Source organism: Paenibacillus sp. GCM10028914 (assembly GCF_042666275.1).
Lineage (GTDB): Bacteria > Bacillota > Bacilli > Paenibacillales > Paenibacillaceae > Paenibacillus_AQ.
Genome location: NZ_JBHTFO010000012.1, coordinates 164,036 through 182,790, shown reverse-complemented (window position 1 = coordinate 182,790; position 18,755 = coordinate 164,036). Strand labels below are relative to the sequence as shown.

Genomic DNA, 18,755 nt, shown 5'->3' with positions numbered 1-18,755 from the left:
TCCGCGTGTCTGTGCCGAAAGACAGTAATAGCAATATTGATTATGGAGATCTTTCTGTAACGGGTGGAGTTTCAGTTTTTTCTGAACAATTTGACGAGGACTTTTATTATGAAGGGCAGGACTTAGGGCTAACGTATACTAATAAATGGTCTAAATTCCGCTTATGGGCTCCTACAGCAAGCGAAGCTTTCATTATGCTCTATGAGGATTGGAACAGTCCGAGTGGCAAAAAAGTTCAGATGCAGCGAGATGCGAAAGGGACGTGGATCGCCCAAATTGAAGGTGAAATGGCAGGAATGTACTATACCTATCTTGTGCGGATCGGTAGTCAATGGAATGAAGCTATCGATCCCTACGCTAAGGCTGTAGGCGTTAATGGAGATCGGGGAGCGATAATTAATCTAAGCGAAACGCATCCAGAACGTTGGACTGAGAATAAACCTCATTATGGGAATGCGACTGACGCTATTATTTATGAGCTGCATGTTCGGGACTATACCATTCATTCTGGAAGTGGCGTACAGAACAGAGGTAAATATTTGGGGCTCGCAGAGAAAGGGACACGCGGATCTAACGGAATCACGACAGGGCTTGACCATATCCAAGAGCTAGGCGTGACACATGTACAGCTGCTCCCCATTTTTGATTTTGCTACGGAAAGTGTTGATGAGACCCGTCTAGATGAACCACAGTATAACTGGGGTTATGATCCCAAGAATTATAATGTTCCGGAAGGATCTTATTCTACGAATCCTTACCTGCCAGAAGTAAGAATCCGTGAGTTTAAACAGATGATTCAGACTTTGCATGATGAAGGACTTCGGGTCATTATGGATGTGGTCTATAACCATGTATATAATGGTTACTTGATTCATTTTACGAAGCTAGTTCCTGGATATTATCTCCGATATACGGCAGATCGGCAATTCTCAAATGGATCTGGGTGCGGAAATGATGTGGCGAGCGAAAGAAAGATGATGAGGAAATTTATTATTGATTCGATTCTTCACTGGGTGAAAGAATATCATATCGATGGATTCCGGTTTGATCTAATGGGCCTTATGGACAAAGAAACAATGAACGAAATACGCAAGCGTCTTGATGAGATTGATCCTTCAATTATAACGATTGGTGAAGGTTGGGTAATGGAAACCGCGCTTGCTCAAGAGAAGCGTGCAAATCAGCATCATGCAGTTGAAATGCCGCGTATTGCTCAATTTAACGATGGGTTTAGGGATGCTGTTAAGGGTGACATTTTTGTCTTTGATAGGAAGGGGTTTGTTAGCGGTGGGAAATCTCTTGAATCCTCTGTGAAAAAAGGTATTGTAGCGGGCATTCATTATAACGATGAGCTTAGATCATTTGCAGCTGAACCCTGCCAAACTGTGAACTTCGTGGAATGTCACGATAACCATACCCTTTGGGACAAAATCGAGCTTTCTAACGTAGGTGAGAGTGATGATCTGCGCCGCGCAATGTGCAGACTTGCATCTTCTATGGTGTTGACCAGTCAGGGCATCCCCTTCATTCATGCAGGTCAAGAGTTTTACCGTTCTAAGGGAGGCAAAGACAACAGTTACAACCTAGGGGATCCAGTGAACCAATTGGATTGGGAAAGGGCTGCAGAGCATAGAGAAGGAACAGCTTTTATGCGCCGGCTCATTAAGCTTCGTAAGGAGCATCCTGGGTTCAGAATGATGGAAGCTGATTCTATACGAAATCATTTGTTTTTTGAGGAAGCCCCTGAACAAGCCGTTGCATTTACCATTCGTGATCATGCGAACGGAGAACCTGAGAAGCATCTGTATGTAATTCATTATGCCGGTAGAGATGCAGTGGAAGTGAAGCTTCCCAATCTTGGTTCATGGCATTTATTGTTCGGTGAGGAGTGTGTTGAAATGCTAACAGATCAGACCATTAAAGTTGATGGAATTGGGACAGTCGTTCTAGCATGCCGACACTAGATTGTTCATATGAACGCTGGAATTACCAGCAAATGATTAGTGCCTGAAATATCTTTCGTCTGATATGCTGATGAATAAGGTGACGAAAGAATTGAGGCGTGTATGTGAAAAAGTATATATTCTCTATTTTGGTCTGCTTGATGCTTACTTCAAGCAGATTTACCCCTGTGGAGGCCAATAAGGCATCGAGCCAGACCGTTTTTAATGATATCTCTACCAGTTATGCGCAAGAAGCAATTCTACGCTTGGCTAAGAGAAATATCGTGAGCGGTAATGGCGCAGGGGCTTTTTTGCCTCGTGGCAAGGTGAATCGCGCGGAATTTGTGTCAATGGTAAGTAGGATGCTCAAGATGGAGCCTGTCAATAACGATCTTTCTGCTTATCGGGATGTGTCGAAGCTTGCCTGGTACTATGGTTCTGTTCACACTGGAACCAATCTAGGGATGGTAAGCGGAAAAGGAGCGAGACTGTTTAAGCCTCTGGACTGTGTTACTAGACAGGAAGCTGCAGTAATGGTTGTTCGTGCTATGAAACTAGCAGATCATCAGGAGCATCAGGACCTATCTGAATGGTATAAAGATGCTGGGAATATAGCACCTTGGGCAAGTGCCGAGGTAGCTACGGCTACTTCTAAAGGCTGGGTGCAGGGAAGTGGAGGATATTTTCGACCGAATGATTATATAACGCGCGAGGAAACAGCTGTGCTGTTGGATCGTATTTTGCATTATGGTAATGTAATGGCTGTGCTGGATAAGGATTATGAATCCGAAATATCGGATATTAGGATGGGATGGTTGTATGACGGAACAACGAAACAATACATCTCTTATGCGAAGACTGCAGGGTTAAATACACTTTCACCAAGATGGTATTATATCGAGAGCAGCGGAGTCGTGTCAGACAGAACAGATCTGGATCTACTGGAATGGGCTAAACATGAAGGTCGTAAGGTCTGGGCGATGTTAGGTAATCGTTCGAATGCCGAAGTAACTCACAAAATGCTTAATGATTCAAAGATGAGACAATCGGTTGTTAAGTCACTAGTTGGATATGTGGAAAAGTATAAGCTTGACGGTATTAATGTGGATTTTGAGAATGTTATTCCTGAAGATCGCTATGATTTAACTTCATTTATTCGTGAATTATCTTCTGAATTGCAGCACCGGGGAACGGTTTTATCCATTGATGTATCTCCAGATTTAAATTCGGATTGGACGGAGGCATTCGATTATGCTGCTTTAGGTGAATACGCCGATTTTGTAGTGTTAATGGGTTACGATGAGCACTGGGGAGGATCACCTCAAGCGGGATCTGTTTCTTCACTTCCTTGGCTTTCATCTGCTATAGATAAGTTATTAACTCAAGTCCCTGCTTCGAAGGCGGTGATTGCTCTCCCGCTCTATACTCGGGATTGGAGTTTACATCCATCATTGACTTCGGAAGACATCAGTTTAATCGAGCAAGGGATACGGATTCGGAATCAATCAGCTTCCATAGTATGGAATGATTTAATTGGTCAATATGAAGCGAGTTATATACAATCTGGATTGAAACATAAAATATGGACTGAAGACGCTCGTTCATTATCAGTCAAACATAAGTTAGTAATGGATCGTCAAACGGCAGGAGTCGCTTATTGGTATCCTGGATCAGAAACACCTGATATATGGCAGGCTGTTAGAAATATGAGACGATATCAGAGCTTCGAATTTGATATTTGATTTTCGGTTTAAAAAGTGTGTGTCCAGTTCGGCACACACTTTTTTTGTTCATACAGAACAATGAATTTATGGTACAATGTACCATAAATTCAGCGTAGTCAGGCTTCGATTGATATCAAAAGGAACTGGGAGGCTTGATTTATGGCAAACTTGATTAGTGATCGATTGGATAAACTCGGTATCACTCTTCCTGCGGCAAGTGGACCGGCAGCAAAGTATGCAAATGCTGTATTGGTTAACGGTCTCTTGTATGTGTCAGGTAAAGGGCCATCTGGACCCTGTCGCGGAAAGCTGGGCGAAGAATTCACAACCGAACAAGGGTACGAGTTTGCTCGTCAGGCAGGGATCGAGGTATTAGCTGTACTTCAAGACGTCTTAGGTTCGCTTGATAAGGTGAAGCGCGTCGTGAAAATTCAAGGTTTTGTTAACGCAACTTCCGATTTTGATGAGCACCATATGGTATTAAACGGATACTCCGATTTATTGCTTGAAGTGTTCGGAGAAAATGGAAATCATGCTCGCTCCGTATTGGGCGCTGTTTCTGTACGTGATAACTTGCCGATCATTGTGGATTCGATTTTTCAAGTAGACGAATTACTACAGGTGGAACTAAGGGAGCTAAAGCCTCGGGGAAACCGTGAAATATATGAGATGATTCAAGAAATCGGGCACGGGGAAAATGGTTTTGTAAACAGCTTGTATTCGGATGATATCGATAGTTTTCAGAGGAAGTTGGAGTGGAATCACCAGACTGCAGCTGGGATTGATCTTCCGGAGGGATATGTTCCTCAGACGGTGTATTGGATGTATGCCAACGGTGTGCCTGTAGGTTACGGAAAACTAAGGCATCATCTTAATGCAAATCTGCTGGAGAAAGGTGGTCATATCGGCTATATCATACGGCCTTCGGAACGAGGAAAAGGGTATGGTAAACTCATCTTGCAGGAATTGTTGAAGAAGGCAAGAGAGAAACAGATTCCAGAAGTGTTATTAACCTGTGATATGAAAAACAGTACTTCTCGCCGTGTTATCGAGGGCCTTGGGGGCAAGTTAAGTGATATTTCAGATGGAATATGCAAATACTGGATTACTGTATGATCCTAAGTATGAGGTAGGGACTGTGTGAGCAATCCATTATGTACGAAATCGTCCTATTTATTGGAACGGGGAACGGATGAACTACTAAATCTATTATGAAGATGGAGGAAGTCATTGTTCCCCTTATTCTCTGGAAAAAGTTACAACTTGCATGAGGTTGTAAGTGTATGTTAAATTATAAAAGTCGCTGATGGATATGGCGGTCGTGGCGAAGGGGTTAACGCACCGGTCTGTGGCTCCGGCATTCGTGGGTTCAAGTCCCATCGATCGCCCTCATATGCAGTATTGACGTTTTTTTAAAGAAAAGGGAGAGCCTTCTGGCTCTCCCTTTTCTTTATGTATACACACATCAGAAATATCATCTGAGTTTTTTTCGACCGGCGATTAGCCACACGCCGCCTAGAACGAGTAAAATTGCGATCAGGGGCTGAACGAAGGAGAAATAGTTAAGAACAGGTCCAATCGAGAAAACGATGAAAAATAGGAGGGACAGAATACTTAAAATGTTAATGGGTATAAGCATCCATTTATTGCGTGTTCCAAACCAGTAAAATTCGAAGAGGCCTGCAGCGACAGCTAGAATGTAACCAGGCCACATCGTTTCCCAGTTATCAAATAAACTAGCAATCTGGCTGACTATTCCTGCCACGAGCAAAATCCCACCAGGAATGAGAAGTCCGATCCCTTTGCGTCCAACCATGGAAAAGTACATCCAATGGAAGAATAATCCGAGTGGAATGACAAAGAGCGTTGGCCAGAATGTGGCGAATATTGATCCAGCACCTAGCGAACCCCCTTGATTTAACAATAAATAAATACCAAGCAAGATCAATAGCGGTGCAAAAATGGTCCGTTTCATAATAAAACTATCCCCTCTCCAATGTACTCATTAAAATGAGTTTATCATGAGGTGTAAAATATGTCCTCCGTCTGTAGGTATTGGCAAAACTGGACTTTAGTCTAGGTTAGTTAAGAGATCTTATTGCAACATCGTTGTTCCACGAATAAAGTAAAATAATAACAAGGATAATATGAATTGGTCTAGGTTTTATCCACTATGGTAATCCTTCCCATTTTCATTTTCCTGAAACGATGTTTATATAAATAACAGAACATGCTTAGTTGATAACTAAAAAAAGGAGACATCAAGATATGGAAGCGGCACTATTGGGAAGTTTTATCTCCGCAATGGCAACGGTTTTAGGCGCGGTACCATTATTGTTCGTAAAGACATTGTCTGAGAAGTGGAAAGATATTCTGATTGCTTTTACTGCGGGTATCATGGTGTCGGCATCGACTTTTGGTCTAATGCCTCAATCACTTCAAGAGGGCGGGATAATACCGCTTACGATTGGGTTGCTACTTGGAATTATAATTCTCGATCTGATCGAGAAGAACATTCCGCATATTGATGTGGAGAATCAGTCGAAGATACGATCGTTTGATTCCAAGTCATTATTAGTTATTGTCGCCTTGTTCATTCATAACATTCCAGAAGGCCTCAGCACAGGTTTTAGTTATGCAAGTCAAAATGTTGGGCTAGGTCCAATGGTCGCCATTTCGATTGGTGCTCAAAACATGCCTGAAGGATTAATATTGGCTGTGTTTCTAATTAATTCTCGCGTTGACAAGTTTAAAGCGTTTATGATAGTCTTCCTGACTGGAATGATGGAGCTTATTTCGGCTGTCATTGGATATTTTACTGCTAGTTACATTGCATCATTGATTAGTTACGGATTAGCTTTTGCAGCAGGTGCAATGATGTTTATCGTTTACAAAGAACTAATACCGGAAAGCCATGGACATGGCTATGAGCGACCTTCAACCTATTCATTTATAATAGGACTCCTGATCATGGTGTATATTAGTTATGCTTTTGTATGATACATAAGGCCCTGGTGTTGTAAAGTGTCGAAAATGTTATAATATAGGAAGATTGAGGTGATATATAATGGCTAAGAAAAAAGGTAAAGCTGTAGCTCCTAAGAACGAGTCTTCAGAGAAACCAGCCACACTTAAGGATCTATTGAATCCACAAGTGATCGAACAACTAAAAGCAAAGGCAGACTCGTTAAAGGCTGATGAAGCTAAAAGAATTGAAGAAGAGCGTCTCAAGCGGGAAGAAGCAAGAAAAGCAGAACAGAAAAAACTAGATAACGATTTCGGGCATCTCCTGGAGAACAGCGGGATGGATTGGCGTAAGTTCAAATAACCAGACGGCTTTTCAGTCGTCTGTTTTCATACAAAAAGTCATTTGAAGTCGAAATGAATAGAATGACATATATTTAAATTAATAGTAAAATAAGTAAGATAATAAAATTTAATATAAATTAGTATTCATACTTATCACTTTATTCATGAAAGGGATATGACCATGTCTGATCAAACACGCGTACAAGATTTTTCTGAGGACCAATTAGACGTAGGTTTACTGTTGAACGCTTTAATGGCCTTGAAAAAAGGAGATTTCTCCTACAGAATGCCTTATGAATGGACGGGCGTTGCCGGTAAAGTTGCGGATTCGTTTAATGAGATCATGGACATGCAGGAAAGCTTGGTCACTGAGGTAAAAACAGTTGCCAAGGTAGTGGGGAAAGAAGGTAAGCTGAATCGGCGTTTTGTACATAAAAATAATGGCGGATCATGGGGTACCATGGTGGAGTCATTGAACGGGCTAGTAAGCAATCTTATTCAACCGACCAATGAAATGGTACGGGTTATTAATGCAGTGGCCCAAGGTAATTTGTCACAAAAAGTAGAGATGGAGATTGACGGTCGTCCGCTTACTGGTGAATTCCTCAGAACTGCTAATAACATAAATCAAATGGTAACACAGCTGAGTACGTTTGCATCCGAGGTGAACCGAGTTGCCCGTGAGGTGGGAACAGAGGGGATTCTTGGTGGACAAGCAGATGTAAAAGGCGTTTCTGGAACATGGAAAGATTTAACGGATAGTGTTAATAATATGGCAAATAACCTGACGGATCAGGTTCGTAGTATAGCAGCAGTTACTACTGCAGTGGCTAAAGGTGATCTGTCTAAACAGATTACTGTAAATGCTAAAGGCGAGATTCTGGAACTTAAGGATACGATCAACACGATGGTGGACCAGCTTAGCACATTTGCTTCCGAGGTCACGCGGATGGCGCGTGAGGTAGGCACGGAAGGAAAGCTTGGCGGACAAGCGAATGTGAAAGGTGTGTCGGGTACTTGGCGTGATCTGACTGAAAGCGTTAACGACATGGCTAGTAATTTGACGGAGCAGGTACGTAATATTGCTGTGGTAACTACGGCTGTTGCGAATGGCGATCTATCCAAGAAGATTACCGCTGATGTACAAGGTGAAATTCTAGAACTGAAAAATACAATCAACACGATGGTGGATCAGCTCAGCACATTTGCTTCCGAGGTCACACGGATGGCTCGTGAAGTGGGTACTGAAGGCATACTCGGCGGTCAGGCAGAGGTTACTGGCGTAGCTGGCACTTGGCGTGATCTGACTGAAAGTGTAAATGATATGGCGAGTAACCTCACGAATCAGGTGCGTAATATAGCAGAGGTAACGACAGCAGTTGCGAAAGGGGATCTATCGAAAAAAATAACGGTGGATGCCAAAGGAGAGATCTTCCAGCTGAAAAGCACCATTAATACAATGGTGGATCAGCTCAGCAATTTTGCATCTGAGGTGACGCGCGTTGCGCGCGAAGTTTCAACTGAGGGTAAGCTTGGTGGACGAGCAGATGTAAAGGATGTATCTGGTACTTGGAAAGACCTGACTGATAATGTGAATTACATGGCTAGCACGTTAACCGATCAAGTACGGAACATTGCAGAGGTGACAACCGCTGTTGCTCGCGGCGATCTCTCGAAGCATATTACGGTAAACGCAAGAGGTGAAATTCTAGAGCTGAAAAATACCATTAATACGATGGTGGATCAGCTCAGCACATTTGCGTCCGAGGTAACGCGGGTAGCTCGTGAGGTTGGTACATTAGGCATGTTAGGTGGACAAGCTCAGGTAAAAGGTGTTGCCGGTACATGGCGAGATCTAACCGAGAGTGTTAATTACATGGCTTCCAACTTGACGAATCAGGTTCGTAATATCGCTGTCGTGACCACAGCAGTCGCGAATGGTGACCTGTCGAAGAAAATCACGGCGGATGTACAAGGTGAAATTCTGGAACTGAAAAATACGATCAATACGATGGTGGATCAGCTCAGTACGTTTGCTTCCGAGGTTACTCGTGTATCGCGTGAGGTTGGCGAGGAAGGTAAATTGGGCGGACAAGCAGAGGTTAAAGGGGTAGGCGGAACATGGAAGGACTTGACTGAAGGTGTAAATAGTATGGCTCGGAACCTGACGGATCAAGTTCGAAACATTGCTGACGTAACTACCGCTGTAGCGAATGGTGACTTGACCAAGAAAATTACGGTTGACGTGAAGGGAGAAATTCTGGAGCTGAAAAATACAATGAATACGATGGTGGATCAGCTCAGTAATTTCGCTTCAGAGGTCACACGCGTAGCGAGGGAAGTCGGAACCGAAGGAAAGCTCGGTGCTCAAGCAGAGGTTAAAGATGTATCGGGAACCTGGAAAGATCTGACGGATACCGTTAACTTTATGGCTAGCAATTTGACGATTCAGATGCGTAACATTGCAGGTGTAACAACAGCCGTTGCGAATGGAGACCTATCCAAAAAAATTACGGTTGATGTAAAAGGTGAACTGCTTGAATTAAAGAATACGATCAATACCATGGTGGATCAGCTAAACTCCTTCGCCTCCGAGGTTACTCGGGTGGCTCGTGAAGTTGGTACGGACGGTAAGCTGGGAGGACAGGCCACTGTACGTGGAGTTGGTGGCATCTGGAAAGACTTAACAGATAACGTGAATACGATGGGCTCCAATCTTACAGACCAGGTCCGTGGCATCGCGAAGGTAGTTACGGCTGTTGCTAACGGGAATTTGAAACAAAAGCTTACGGTCGAAGCTAAAGGTGAAATCGCGGAATTGACCGATACCATCAATAACATGATTGATACACTTGCGACGTTTGCGGATCAAGTAACGACTGTAGCCCGTGAGGTCGGAGCCGAAGGGAAGCTTGGTGGCCAAGCGAATGTACCAGGTGCAGCCGGAACGTGGCGTGATCTGACAGATAACGTTAACTATATGGCGAGTACGCTTACAACACAGGTTCGAGCGATAACGAATGTTGCCACAGCGGTTACGAAGGGGGATTTATCCCGTTCAATCGATGTAGCGGCTGCCGGAGAGGTAGCAGCACTGAAAGACAATGTGAACGAAATGATTCGTAATCTGAAAGAAACGACTCGAATTAATACGGAGCAGGATTGGCTTAAGACGAATCTCGCTAAGTTTTCAAGAATGTTGCAGGGACAGCGTGATCTGAATGCGGTCAGCCGAATGATCTTGTCGGAGCTTGCTCCGCTAGTATCTGCTCAGCACGGTGTTTTTTATCTGAATGAGGAAATCAATGGTACACCGCTGTTAAGATTGTTCTCTAGTTATGGATATCAGCAGCGCAAACATCTTTCGAATGAGTTTCGTGCAGGAGAAGGCTTGGTTGGACAGTGCCTGGTCGAAAAGCAACGCATATTGCTGACGAATGTTCCGTCCGATTATGTTGTTATCTCATCTGGGCTAGGAGAGGCTACGCCTCTGAACATTGTGCTGCTTCCTATTATTTTTGAAGATCAAGTACTTGCAGTGCTGGAACTGGCTTCATTCCGTACGTTCAGCGATATTGATCTTGCCTTCCTGGATCAATTAACAGAATCTATAGGAATCGTTATCAATACAATGCAAGTTAATCGTAGAACCGAAGAGTTGTTGGTTCAATCTCAATCTCTTACCGAAGAGCTGCAATACCAGCAGCAAGAACTTCAGCATACGAATGAAGAACTGGAAGATAAAGCGAAGCTTCTTGTGATTCAGAAGGCTGAGGTCGAGAGTAAGAATGATGAGATTGAACTGGCGAAACGTTTCTTGGAAGAAAAAGCGGAACAACTCGCACTGACTTCCAAGTATAAATCCGAATTTTTGGCCAACATGTCTCACGAGCTGCGAACACCACTCAATTCTTTATTACTTCTTGCAGAGCAGCTGGCAGAAAATCCAGACTCAAATCTGACCACAAATCAAGTGAAGTTCGCTAAAACAATTCAGGATTCTGGTATTGAGCTATTGAATTTAATAAACGATATATTAGATCTGTCAAAAATTGAATCGGGAACCGTCACACCTGATTATAATGAAATCCAAATCAGCGAATTGATTGATGGTTTAGATCGCAGTTTCAGGCATATCGCTGAGGATAAAGGAATTGGTTATAGTCTTACAGTTGAATCGGGAGTGCCGAATAAGATTATTACGGATTTTAAACGCCTGCAGCAAATTATGAAGAATCTCCTGTCCAATGCTTTTAAATTTACAGAAGAGGGCGAGGTCTCCTTGTATATTGCACCTGCTACAGAGGGGTGGAGCCGCGATAATGAGGCATTAAACGGAGCGAAGACGGTGCTTAGTTTTATCGTAAATGATACAGGCATTGGTATTCCAAAAGAAAAGCAACAGATTATATTTGAGGCGTTTCAGCAAGCAGATGGAAGTACGAACCGAGAGTATGGTGGAACCGGACTAGGACTCGCGATCTCCCGTGAGATTGCGGCACTTCTGGGTGGTGAGATTACTTTATTCAGTGTTCAGAGCAAGGGAAGCACATTCACTCTTTATTTACCATTTAATGAGGAGCTCTCCGGACCTGACCCTAAGCCGAAGTATGAGCCTGAAGTGATAGATGTGGCGCCTCCGTTACGAACACGCTCATTTACTCGAACGATGCAAAAGAGCATTGTTGACGATCGTAATAATATTCAGCCAGGAGATCAAGTTTTTCTTATTATTGAAGATGATTTGGTGTTTAGTGAAATCTTACTTAATATTTTGCATAGAAAAGGTATTAAAGCAGTCATTACTTCTATGGGATCAAATGCACTGGAAATGGCTCGGAAATATAAACCTGCAGCCATTACGTTAGATCTGCGGTTGGATGACATGGATGGATGGCTTGTAATTGAGCATTTGAAGAACGATCTTAGTGTTCGTCACATTCCGGTATGTGTCATTACGATTGAGGAAGATGAAGTTGGCTTGAAGCAAAAAGGCGTCTTTGATTATGTGTGCAAACCGGTATCTAATGAGGATCTGGAAAATGCAATTGATCAATTAAGCAATTATGCGAAGCAAGCTGTTCATCAACTCCTTGTTGTCGTGAGCGATGACTCAAGACGCAAAGAAGTAGTGAAGATGATCGATAACAAGGATCTTAATATAACTGCGGTAGAGACAGCTAAGAAAGCACTGAATCAACTTAATACGAAACAATATGATTGTATTATGATAGACAACGATCTGTCGGATATGGGTGTCTTGTCCTTCATAAGAGAGATTCAGAAAAATGCGAAGCATAAACATATGCCAATTGTTTTGAATCGGAGCAAAAAATGGAATGCAGAAGAAGAGAACGAACTTGAAGAGTTGTCCAAATATGCGGTAATTAAAGAAGTGAAATCTCCTATTCAAATTATTGATGAGACCGCATTATATTTGCATCGCAAGTCCGAGAATCTTCCTGAAGGACCAAGGGAGACACTTGTGAAATTGCATCAATCCGATGAGATGATTGAATTCAAGAACGTTCTGGTTGTAGACGATGATATCCGTAACATTTTTGCGCTGACAACGATTCTGGAGCGTCATAATATGAAGGTTATTCCTGCGGAGAATGGACATGAGGCTTTGAATATACTGGATCAAACACCTGATATAGATATCGTTCTCATGGATATTATGATGCCGGTCATGGATGGTTATGAAACGACACGGGCAATTCGTCAGAAACCACAATTCAGTGATCTTCCGATTATTGCGTTGACAGCTAAGGCAATGAAAGGTGATCGTGAGGAATGCCTTGAAGCTGGAGCCTCCGATTACATTACGAAACCTGTTAACAGTGCACAATTGCTGTCGATGATTCGAAGCTGGATTCGGGAGCCAGAGGCAGAGAAAGGCGAGGGAGAAGGTCCGAGCCCTACAGAGTAAATTAATCAGGGCGAGTAATTTAGCCATTCCGGCTAGGTTACTCGTCTTTTTGGTATATTCAGATGGGGAGAATCGTGACAACGATGCTGAACTATCAATAACCTTCCTTCCGTTGTATAATTATGGAATACACATCAGTGATGATAGGAAGTTTTTACATAAGAGATTAGTTAAAGAGGAGGTAATTTGATTGTTCCAATGGACTTGCTATGACACCTCTTGTGTGACAGCTTATGAAGCGTAATCATGTACAGACGATAGGTATTGCAGGAGGGTCAGGTAGCGGCAAGACCAGGCTTAGCTTGTATCTTGAAGAACAGTTAAGTCCTCTTGTTGTGAAAGTTTTTCATATGGACCGATACTATAAGTCGGTGAGGCCGTTTGTTAAAGCTCCCTTTTCGGAAAAAGAATATGAGGATTTTAATCATCCTGATGCAGTGGATATCACGAAACTTTATAATGAATTATTAACAGCTGTTCAAAGTCAAACTTTTGATGTCATTATTATAGAAGGTTTTTTATTATTTCATTTTCCAGAGCTACGAAAAGCGCTGGATTTAAAGGTTTATATCGATGTTAGAGCTGATGAACGGATGATCCGCAGAACAGCTTGGTTTGTTGAAAAGGGTTACATTTATGACGATATCATGAGTGAGTATTTGGATTTAGTTCGTTATCGACATGACAAATATGTAGAACCAACGAAGTGGTATGCTGATTTCATTATGAACGGGTCAGCAGGTAAATATAAAGGAACAGAAATGCTTCTTAAGTGGATTGTAATGAGAAGTCGGGGAATGTAATTAATCGAAGATATAAATGAAATCACAAGTATACATATGGCTTGCTATGTTAAGGGAGGAATAATATGAATCATCATAATGCTCTAACTCCATATTTCGATCACTATAACGAGAGTGAAGGCTTGTTCTCATATTTGGAAACATTCTATACCCTGCATCATAGCTTGGACACATGGGAGCATTGTCAGAAGGTAGCTACAGAAGCGAGACGGCTTGCTGCTACTTATGACGTTGAACCTGTAATCGCTGAACAAGCAGGCTGGCTGCATGATATCGGGACGGTGGTGCCAAATGATGACAAGGTGCGTTTATGTAAAGATCTGAATATTTCGGTGCTTGATGAGGAGCAGGTGTTTCCATATATTTTGCATCAAAAGTTATCAAGGGAGATGACAGTTCAAGTGTTTGGACTTTCAAATTCACTGTTGCTTAATGCAATCGAATGTCATACCACATTAAAGAACGATATGAGCACGATGGATAAGGTGCTTTTTGTTGCGGATAAACTGAGCTGGGATAATGCGGATGCAGCGCCATATATCAAAGAAATGAGAATAAAGGCTTCAGAATCGTTGGATGCGGCGGCAGTGGTCTATTTGAATCATGTATGGAAAAACCGGGAACATATGAAAGTTGTTCATCCTTGGTTAATAGAGGCTAGAGAGATTTTGATACAGAATGTGCATAAAGTATGATTACATGATAAGCTTGAAGAATTATCGAATGCAGGTTACAATAAGTAAGTTGCAATTATACCGTAGGGGGTTTATCTAACATGAAGGTAGAGATTTGGTCGGACTTTATGTGTCCATTCTGTTATATTGGTAAACGTCGCTTTGAGGCGGCTCTAAATCGTTTTCCGCAAAAAGATGACATCGAAGTAATTTATCGCAGTTTTGAGTTAGATCCGAATGCAGCTTATAAACCAGGTGTATCCATGGCTGAGCTGTTGTCTGTCAAATATGGAATGAGCGTAGAACAAGCACAAGCTTCGAACGATAATATTACCCGTCAAGCTGCGCAATTGGGACTCACCTATCATCTGGATAAGATTCTTCATGGTAATTCTTTTGATGCACACCGTTTGGTTCACTTTGCATCACAACATGGCAAAATGAAGGAAATGACAGAACGACTCTTTTACGCTTATTTTACGGAGGCAAGAAACCTTGAGGATAAGGAACTGTTGGCTGACTTAGCTGCTGAAGTAGGACTTTCACATGAGGAGGCCACTTCCGTTCTAAAGGGAGATGCATTCTCGGCTGAGGTTCGTGCGGATGAAGAAGCCGCCCATCGTATCGGAGTTCGAGGTGTACCGTTCTTCGTATTGGGTGGTAAATATGCCGTATCAGGAGCCCAACCGGAAGAGGTGTTTATGGATGCTCTAGAAAAAGCATACGGTGAAGAAAAGCCATTAATCCTTGTTAATGAGGATGACAACAGCGCGGGTGCATGTACTGACGGTTCTTGCGATATTCCTTCAAAATCTTAAAGATAAGCTTGCTTTAGTGTATAGATATACTTGAGAATATGAAAACAGGCGACTACTGGATGAATCCTCCGAGTCGCCTGTTTAATATGTATCTTAATCGAAGGAGCTGAATACGAATGAAGTTACTATCAGTCCCGACAGAGCAGCTTATACTTGATATCGAGTCTTCTGAAATGAATTACATGATAGATCGCATGACAGCTATTAAAGAAAGAGATCATAATCCGGAAGGTGTTGAGATCGAGCGAATAGGCAATGCTGTATGTTTATATAGTAAAACGATGCCATGGACTTCGTTTAACACGGTGAAAGGAATTCGAACTGCCGATATCCCATACATTGAGGAGATCCTTCGATTTTATAAATCGAAGGAACGTAAATTTCAGATTGAAATTGTACCTTCTCTTGTCGATTCGGAGTTGTTGAAGGTATTAGCTGAGAAAGGCTTATATCACTCTGGCTTTCATACTTCAATGTATAAGCAGATAGAATTGGGAACAGAAGAAGTGGATCCCAGTATTGATATCGTTCCAATCGAACAAGGGGAGTTTGAGAAGTATGCTGCTGTTCATTGTATTGGGACGGGATTGCCTCTGCAGGGCATTCCTTCTGTAGCAAGAAACAACGAAGTGCTATACGATCGCCCAGGATGGAAGTTCTATATGGTTTATACCAATGGCGAGCCTGTTGCAACTGGAGTGATGTATATCGAGGGTGAAATAGCTTCTTTAACCTTTGCTGCTACTGTACCTGACCATAGACGGAAAGGTTTACAGCAGGCACTACTCAGAAAACGTCTGACAGAGGCTGTAATGAAAAACTGCCGGCTCGCTGTAAGTCAATGTGCATTCCTATCTCAGAGCCATCGCAATATGGATAGGGTAGGAATGAAGCTGGGGTATGTGAGAACAACATGGACTGAAAGGGGTTAATGAATATAAATAATGTGAATTTTAATGAGCTTACTTATTTAAAGTTTGGTAATCAGAAGCAGCAGGAAGTGTATAAGATCATGACAGAGTTGCAACTCATGGAAAAGCTGCGCGAGTTCGATCCGATTTTGGTAGGGACTATACCTTTAGCGATTGATCTGCCGGAGAGTGATCTGGACGTTATTTGTTACGTATCGGATTTGAGATACTTCAGGGAAGTGATAAAAGAACGATTAGGTGATACACACAAGTTGCATTTTTCTTATTCCTCAAATGATGACTTAGAAAGCCTAGTTGTTCAATTCACTTATAAAGAATGGCCCTTTGAGTTGTTTGCTCAGCCTATTTCAACTAAGCTGCAGAATGGATATAGGCATATGGTTGTAGAGCACCGTATTTTATCCATTCTTGGTGATGAAGCTCGTCACAGCATTATTAAACTTAAACGATCCGGAATCAAGACAGAACCAGCATTTGCTAAGATGCTTGGCTTAGATGGTGATCCGTATGAGCAATTGCTTGTCTTATCGGAATGGTCTGATGATAGGCTTCGTGAATTTGTAGTGAATAAGGATTACATAGTTGTAAACAAAGAAGAATCTCCCCAATGATTGAGGAGATTCTTCTTTTTAATACATGTGATTTAAATTTATAGTCGTTTACGTTTGTACAGAGTGACAAACAGGCCAGACAAAAGAAGTAGGATTATTGCGATTCCCGTATAAATGGCTTCTTGAGTGCTTCCTTGTTGTTCTGTTCCATCGGGGCCAAAACCATCAGGTCTAAAGCCCCCGCCGCCACCAAATCCTCCTTCGGGTCTTTGGCCGCCCATTTGCCCCATATTCATGTTGCCCATGTTACCACCGAACGGATCTGTTTGATCGTTCTGCTGTCCGGTTTGCGAATTCTCTGTTTGATTTTCAGCCGCGTTAGGTGTGGTAGTTGAAGTTGAGTTATTCGCTGTGTTTGAATCAGCGTTATTATTCTGTTCAGTACCTGTATTTCCACCTGTAGGCATCTGTGGTGTGCCATTGGCATCAGTTGGTATATCTCCTGTTGGAGCATTCCCAGTTGGAGCATCTCCTGAAGGCATATCTTCAGGAGGCATATCCCCTGAAGGCATCTCTCCTGTTGGCATACCTTCTGGTGGCGTAGGCGGATTTGTCTGACCATTAGCATCCGCGTTCTCATTCGATACGTTTGTACCAGCAGTATTAGCATCTCCAGGAGCACTAGCGGCATTGTTGGTATTGGATTGGTTATTTGTATTGCCGCCTGTGGCGCGATCTCCGTTCATGCCCTTACCCATGCCACGGTTTCCACCACCAAACCCCATTCCGCCACCGCTACCACTGCCGTCTCCTGAGGAGGGGCTGGTTCCATCCAATTGTTTTTCAATGCTTTCATTATTGCTTACTATAAAATTGGTGAGTGTAGGAATAGCTTTTTCATATTCTTCATAAGAGTAGAATGGTCTCGGATCATTTTTTACATGGGAAGAAATCAGTTCTTTCAATTCCTGAATTCTTGCAGTAATAGTATCTTCTTTCAAATATCCATTAATCATTTCACTGAGTATCTGATGATATTGTTCCTTATACTCATCTACAGCCAGAAGCTTAGCGATGAGAGGGCGTTCAGCTACAGCGCCTTGTGTTGGCTCGTCTATTAAGATATTAGAACCTCCGAAACCACCGAAAGCCATATTATAATCCCAAGGAAGAACATTAAAAATACCGTTATCCTCATACAGATAGTAGTTCTGTTTGTTGGATCCGAGGTAACTGTCCATATTGGAGGCTGCTACGTTTAATGCGATATATTTCAAGGCATTGTCCACATTTAATACCTTTTCATAATCTGTGCCGTTATTCAGCTCATCCAGCATATCGATCAAGATATCATTATTCGATTTTTCGGACTTCATAACAAGTCCAGTATACGAATCGATATCATCTCCAAGCCAGCTTAAATCACTACCGCTACCGGTCATTTCAGCCTTGTACAAAGCACCTGTTGAATTTCCAAAGTTTCGATTGAGATATGCTTCATCGATCTGTTCAACGGCTAAGTAAAAGCCCCAGAGTTCGTCGTTCACATATACATTGACGAATGAGTAACCAGGTGTCGGAAGACCGACTGACTCTGCTAGTTCATAAGTCAAGAATTCACGCATGTATGAGGCATCACTGTAATTGTTATTAAGGTTAATTTTACTGATGCCATTGAATTGCTGGTTTACATACTCGTCAAAAGAAAGTTTGAAGCTGTATCGATCAGAGTCTGAACCCACTACACTTCGAAGGCTCAAATTCCCTTTAGTACGGATACCAATATGATCAAATTGTTGTCCGTTGTAATTGACGGAAGCTTCCTTATATTCCTCTTTGCTTGCGTTATCCAGCATGTCCTGAAAATCAGCTTCATCTATAGTTATTTTTACATCAATAACTTTGTCCTTCGGAAATACCTCTTGAAGTTTCATTGTTTCATTAGAAACGGTACCTGTATCGTCCGTGTTTGTCCCTGCAACACTTGAGCTACAGCCCGTTATATTAAACAGAAGCAGCAGGCTGCAGAAGCCCATAAGAACGGGTTTAAATTTGGATTTCATCGTCCT

Annotated in this window: 13 protein-coding genes and 1 tRNA gene; 12 read left to right on the top strand and 2 right to left on the bottom strand. The window is 42.4% G+C overall.

Annotated features, from left to right (window positions below; translation table 11 throughout):
* Nucleotides 1-5: 5 nt before the first annotated feature.
* From pulA to ACFQV5_RS11025, 4 genes are all read left to right on the top strand, one after another.
* Nucleotides 6-1,964, top strand: a complete 1,959-nt coding sequence (pulA, locus tag ACFQV5_RS11040) for a type I pullulanase (RefSeq protein ID WP_379246629.1) — start codon at nt 6-8, stop codon at nt 1,962-1,964.
* 104 nt (nt 1,965-2,068) lie between these two features.
* On the top strand, nt 2,069-3,685 hold the full coding sequence (locus tag ACFQV5_RS11035) for an S-layer homology domain-containing protein (RefSeq protein WP_379246627.1): 1,617 nt from the start codon (nt 2,069-2,071) through the stop codon (nt 3,683-3,685).
* Nucleotides 3,686-3,826: 141 nt separating this feature from the next.
* Nucleotides 3,827-4,783, top strand: coding sequence for an Atu1372/SO_1960 family protein (locus tag ACFQV5_RS11030; protein ID WP_379246625.1), 957 nt, complete (start codon nt 3,827-3,829; stop codon nt 4,781-4,783).
* 199 nt (nt 4,784-4,982) lie between these two features.
* Nucleotides 4,983-5,055 (top strand) — tRNA-His (locus ACFQV5_RS11025).
* Between the two features lie 86 nt (nt 5,056-5,141).
* Here the strand turns inward: ACFQV5_RS11025 and ACFQV5_RS11020 are convergent.
* Complete coding sequence (locus ACFQV5_RS11020; RefSeq protein WP_379246995.1) at nt 5,142-5,645, bottom strand: hypothetical protein; 504 nt, start codon at nt 5,643-5,645, stop codon at nt 5,142-5,144.
* A 290-nt stretch (nt 5,646-5,935) separates the two neighbouring features.
* On the opposite strand from ACFQV5_RS11020, the gene ACFQV5_RS11015 reads away from it, so the two are divergent.
* The 8 genes from ACFQV5_RS11015 to ACFQV5_RS10975 all read left to right on the top strand — a co-directional run bounded on the left by ACFQV5_RS11015 (nt 5,936) and on the right by ACFQV5_RS10975 (nt 16,746).
* Nucleotides 5,936-6,667 (top strand): ZIP family metal transporter, encoded by a 732-nt coding sequence (locus tag ACFQV5_RS11015; protein ID WP_379246623.1) that lies wholly within the window; start codon nt 5,936-5,938, stop codon nt 6,665-6,667.
* A 67-nt stretch (nt 6,668-6,734) separates the two neighbouring features.
* Nucleotides 6,735-6,995 (top strand): YqkE family protein, encoded by a 261-nt coding sequence (locus ACFQV5_RS11010; RefSeq protein ID WP_379246621.1) that lies wholly within the window; start codon nt 6,735-6,737, stop codon nt 6,993-6,995.
* A 162-nt stretch (nt 6,996-7,157) separates the two neighbouring features.
* Nucleotides 7,158-12,908 (top strand): HAMP domain-containing protein, encoded by a 5,751-nt coding sequence (locus ACFQV5_RS11005; protein WP_379246619.1) that lies wholly within the window; start codon nt 7,158-7,160, stop codon nt 12,906-12,908.
* A gap of 233 nt (nt 12,909-13,141) precedes the next feature.
* Nucleotides 13,142-13,711 (top strand): uridine kinase family protein, encoded by a 570-nt coding sequence (locus ACFQV5_RS11000; protein WP_379246617.1) that lies wholly within the window; start codon nt 13,142-13,144, stop codon nt 13,709-13,711.
* A gap of 65 nt (nt 13,712-13,776) precedes the next feature.
* On the top strand, nt 13,777-14,406 hold the full coding sequence (gene yqeK / locus ACFQV5_RS10995) for a bis(5'-nucleosyl)-tetraphosphatase (symmetrical) YqeK (RefSeq protein ID WP_483874798.1): 630 nt from the start codon (nt 13,777-13,779) through the stop codon (nt 14,404-14,406).
* Between the two features lie 80 nt (nt 14,407-14,486).
* Nucleotides 14,487-15,203, top strand: a complete 717-nt coding sequence (locus tag ACFQV5_RS10985; protein ID WP_379246615.1) for a DsbA family oxidoreductase — start codon at nt 14,487-14,489, stop codon at nt 15,201-15,203.
* Between the two features lie 116 nt (nt 15,204-15,319).
* On the top strand, nt 15,320-16,135 hold the full coding sequence (locus tag ACFQV5_RS10980) for a GNAT family N-acetyltransferase (protein ID WP_379246613.1): 816 nt from the start codon (nt 15,320-15,322) through the stop codon (nt 16,133-16,135).
* 14 nt (nt 16,136-16,149) lie between these two features.
* Entirely contained in the window at nt 16,150-16,746 is a 597-nt protein-coding gene (locus ACFQV5_RS10975) for a DUF4269 domain-containing protein (RefSeq protein WP_379246611.1), read from the top strand.
* A 38-nt stretch (nt 16,747-16,784) separates the two neighbouring features.
* Here the strand turns inward: ACFQV5_RS10975 and ACFQV5_RS10970 are convergent, their stop codons facing one another.
* Nucleotides 16,785-18,749, bottom strand: coding sequence for a CotH kinase family protein (locus ACFQV5_RS10970; protein ID WP_379246609.1), 1,965 nt, complete (start codon nt 18,747-18,749; stop codon nt 16,785-16,787).
* Between the last annotated feature and the right edge of the window lie 6 nt (nt 18,750-18,755).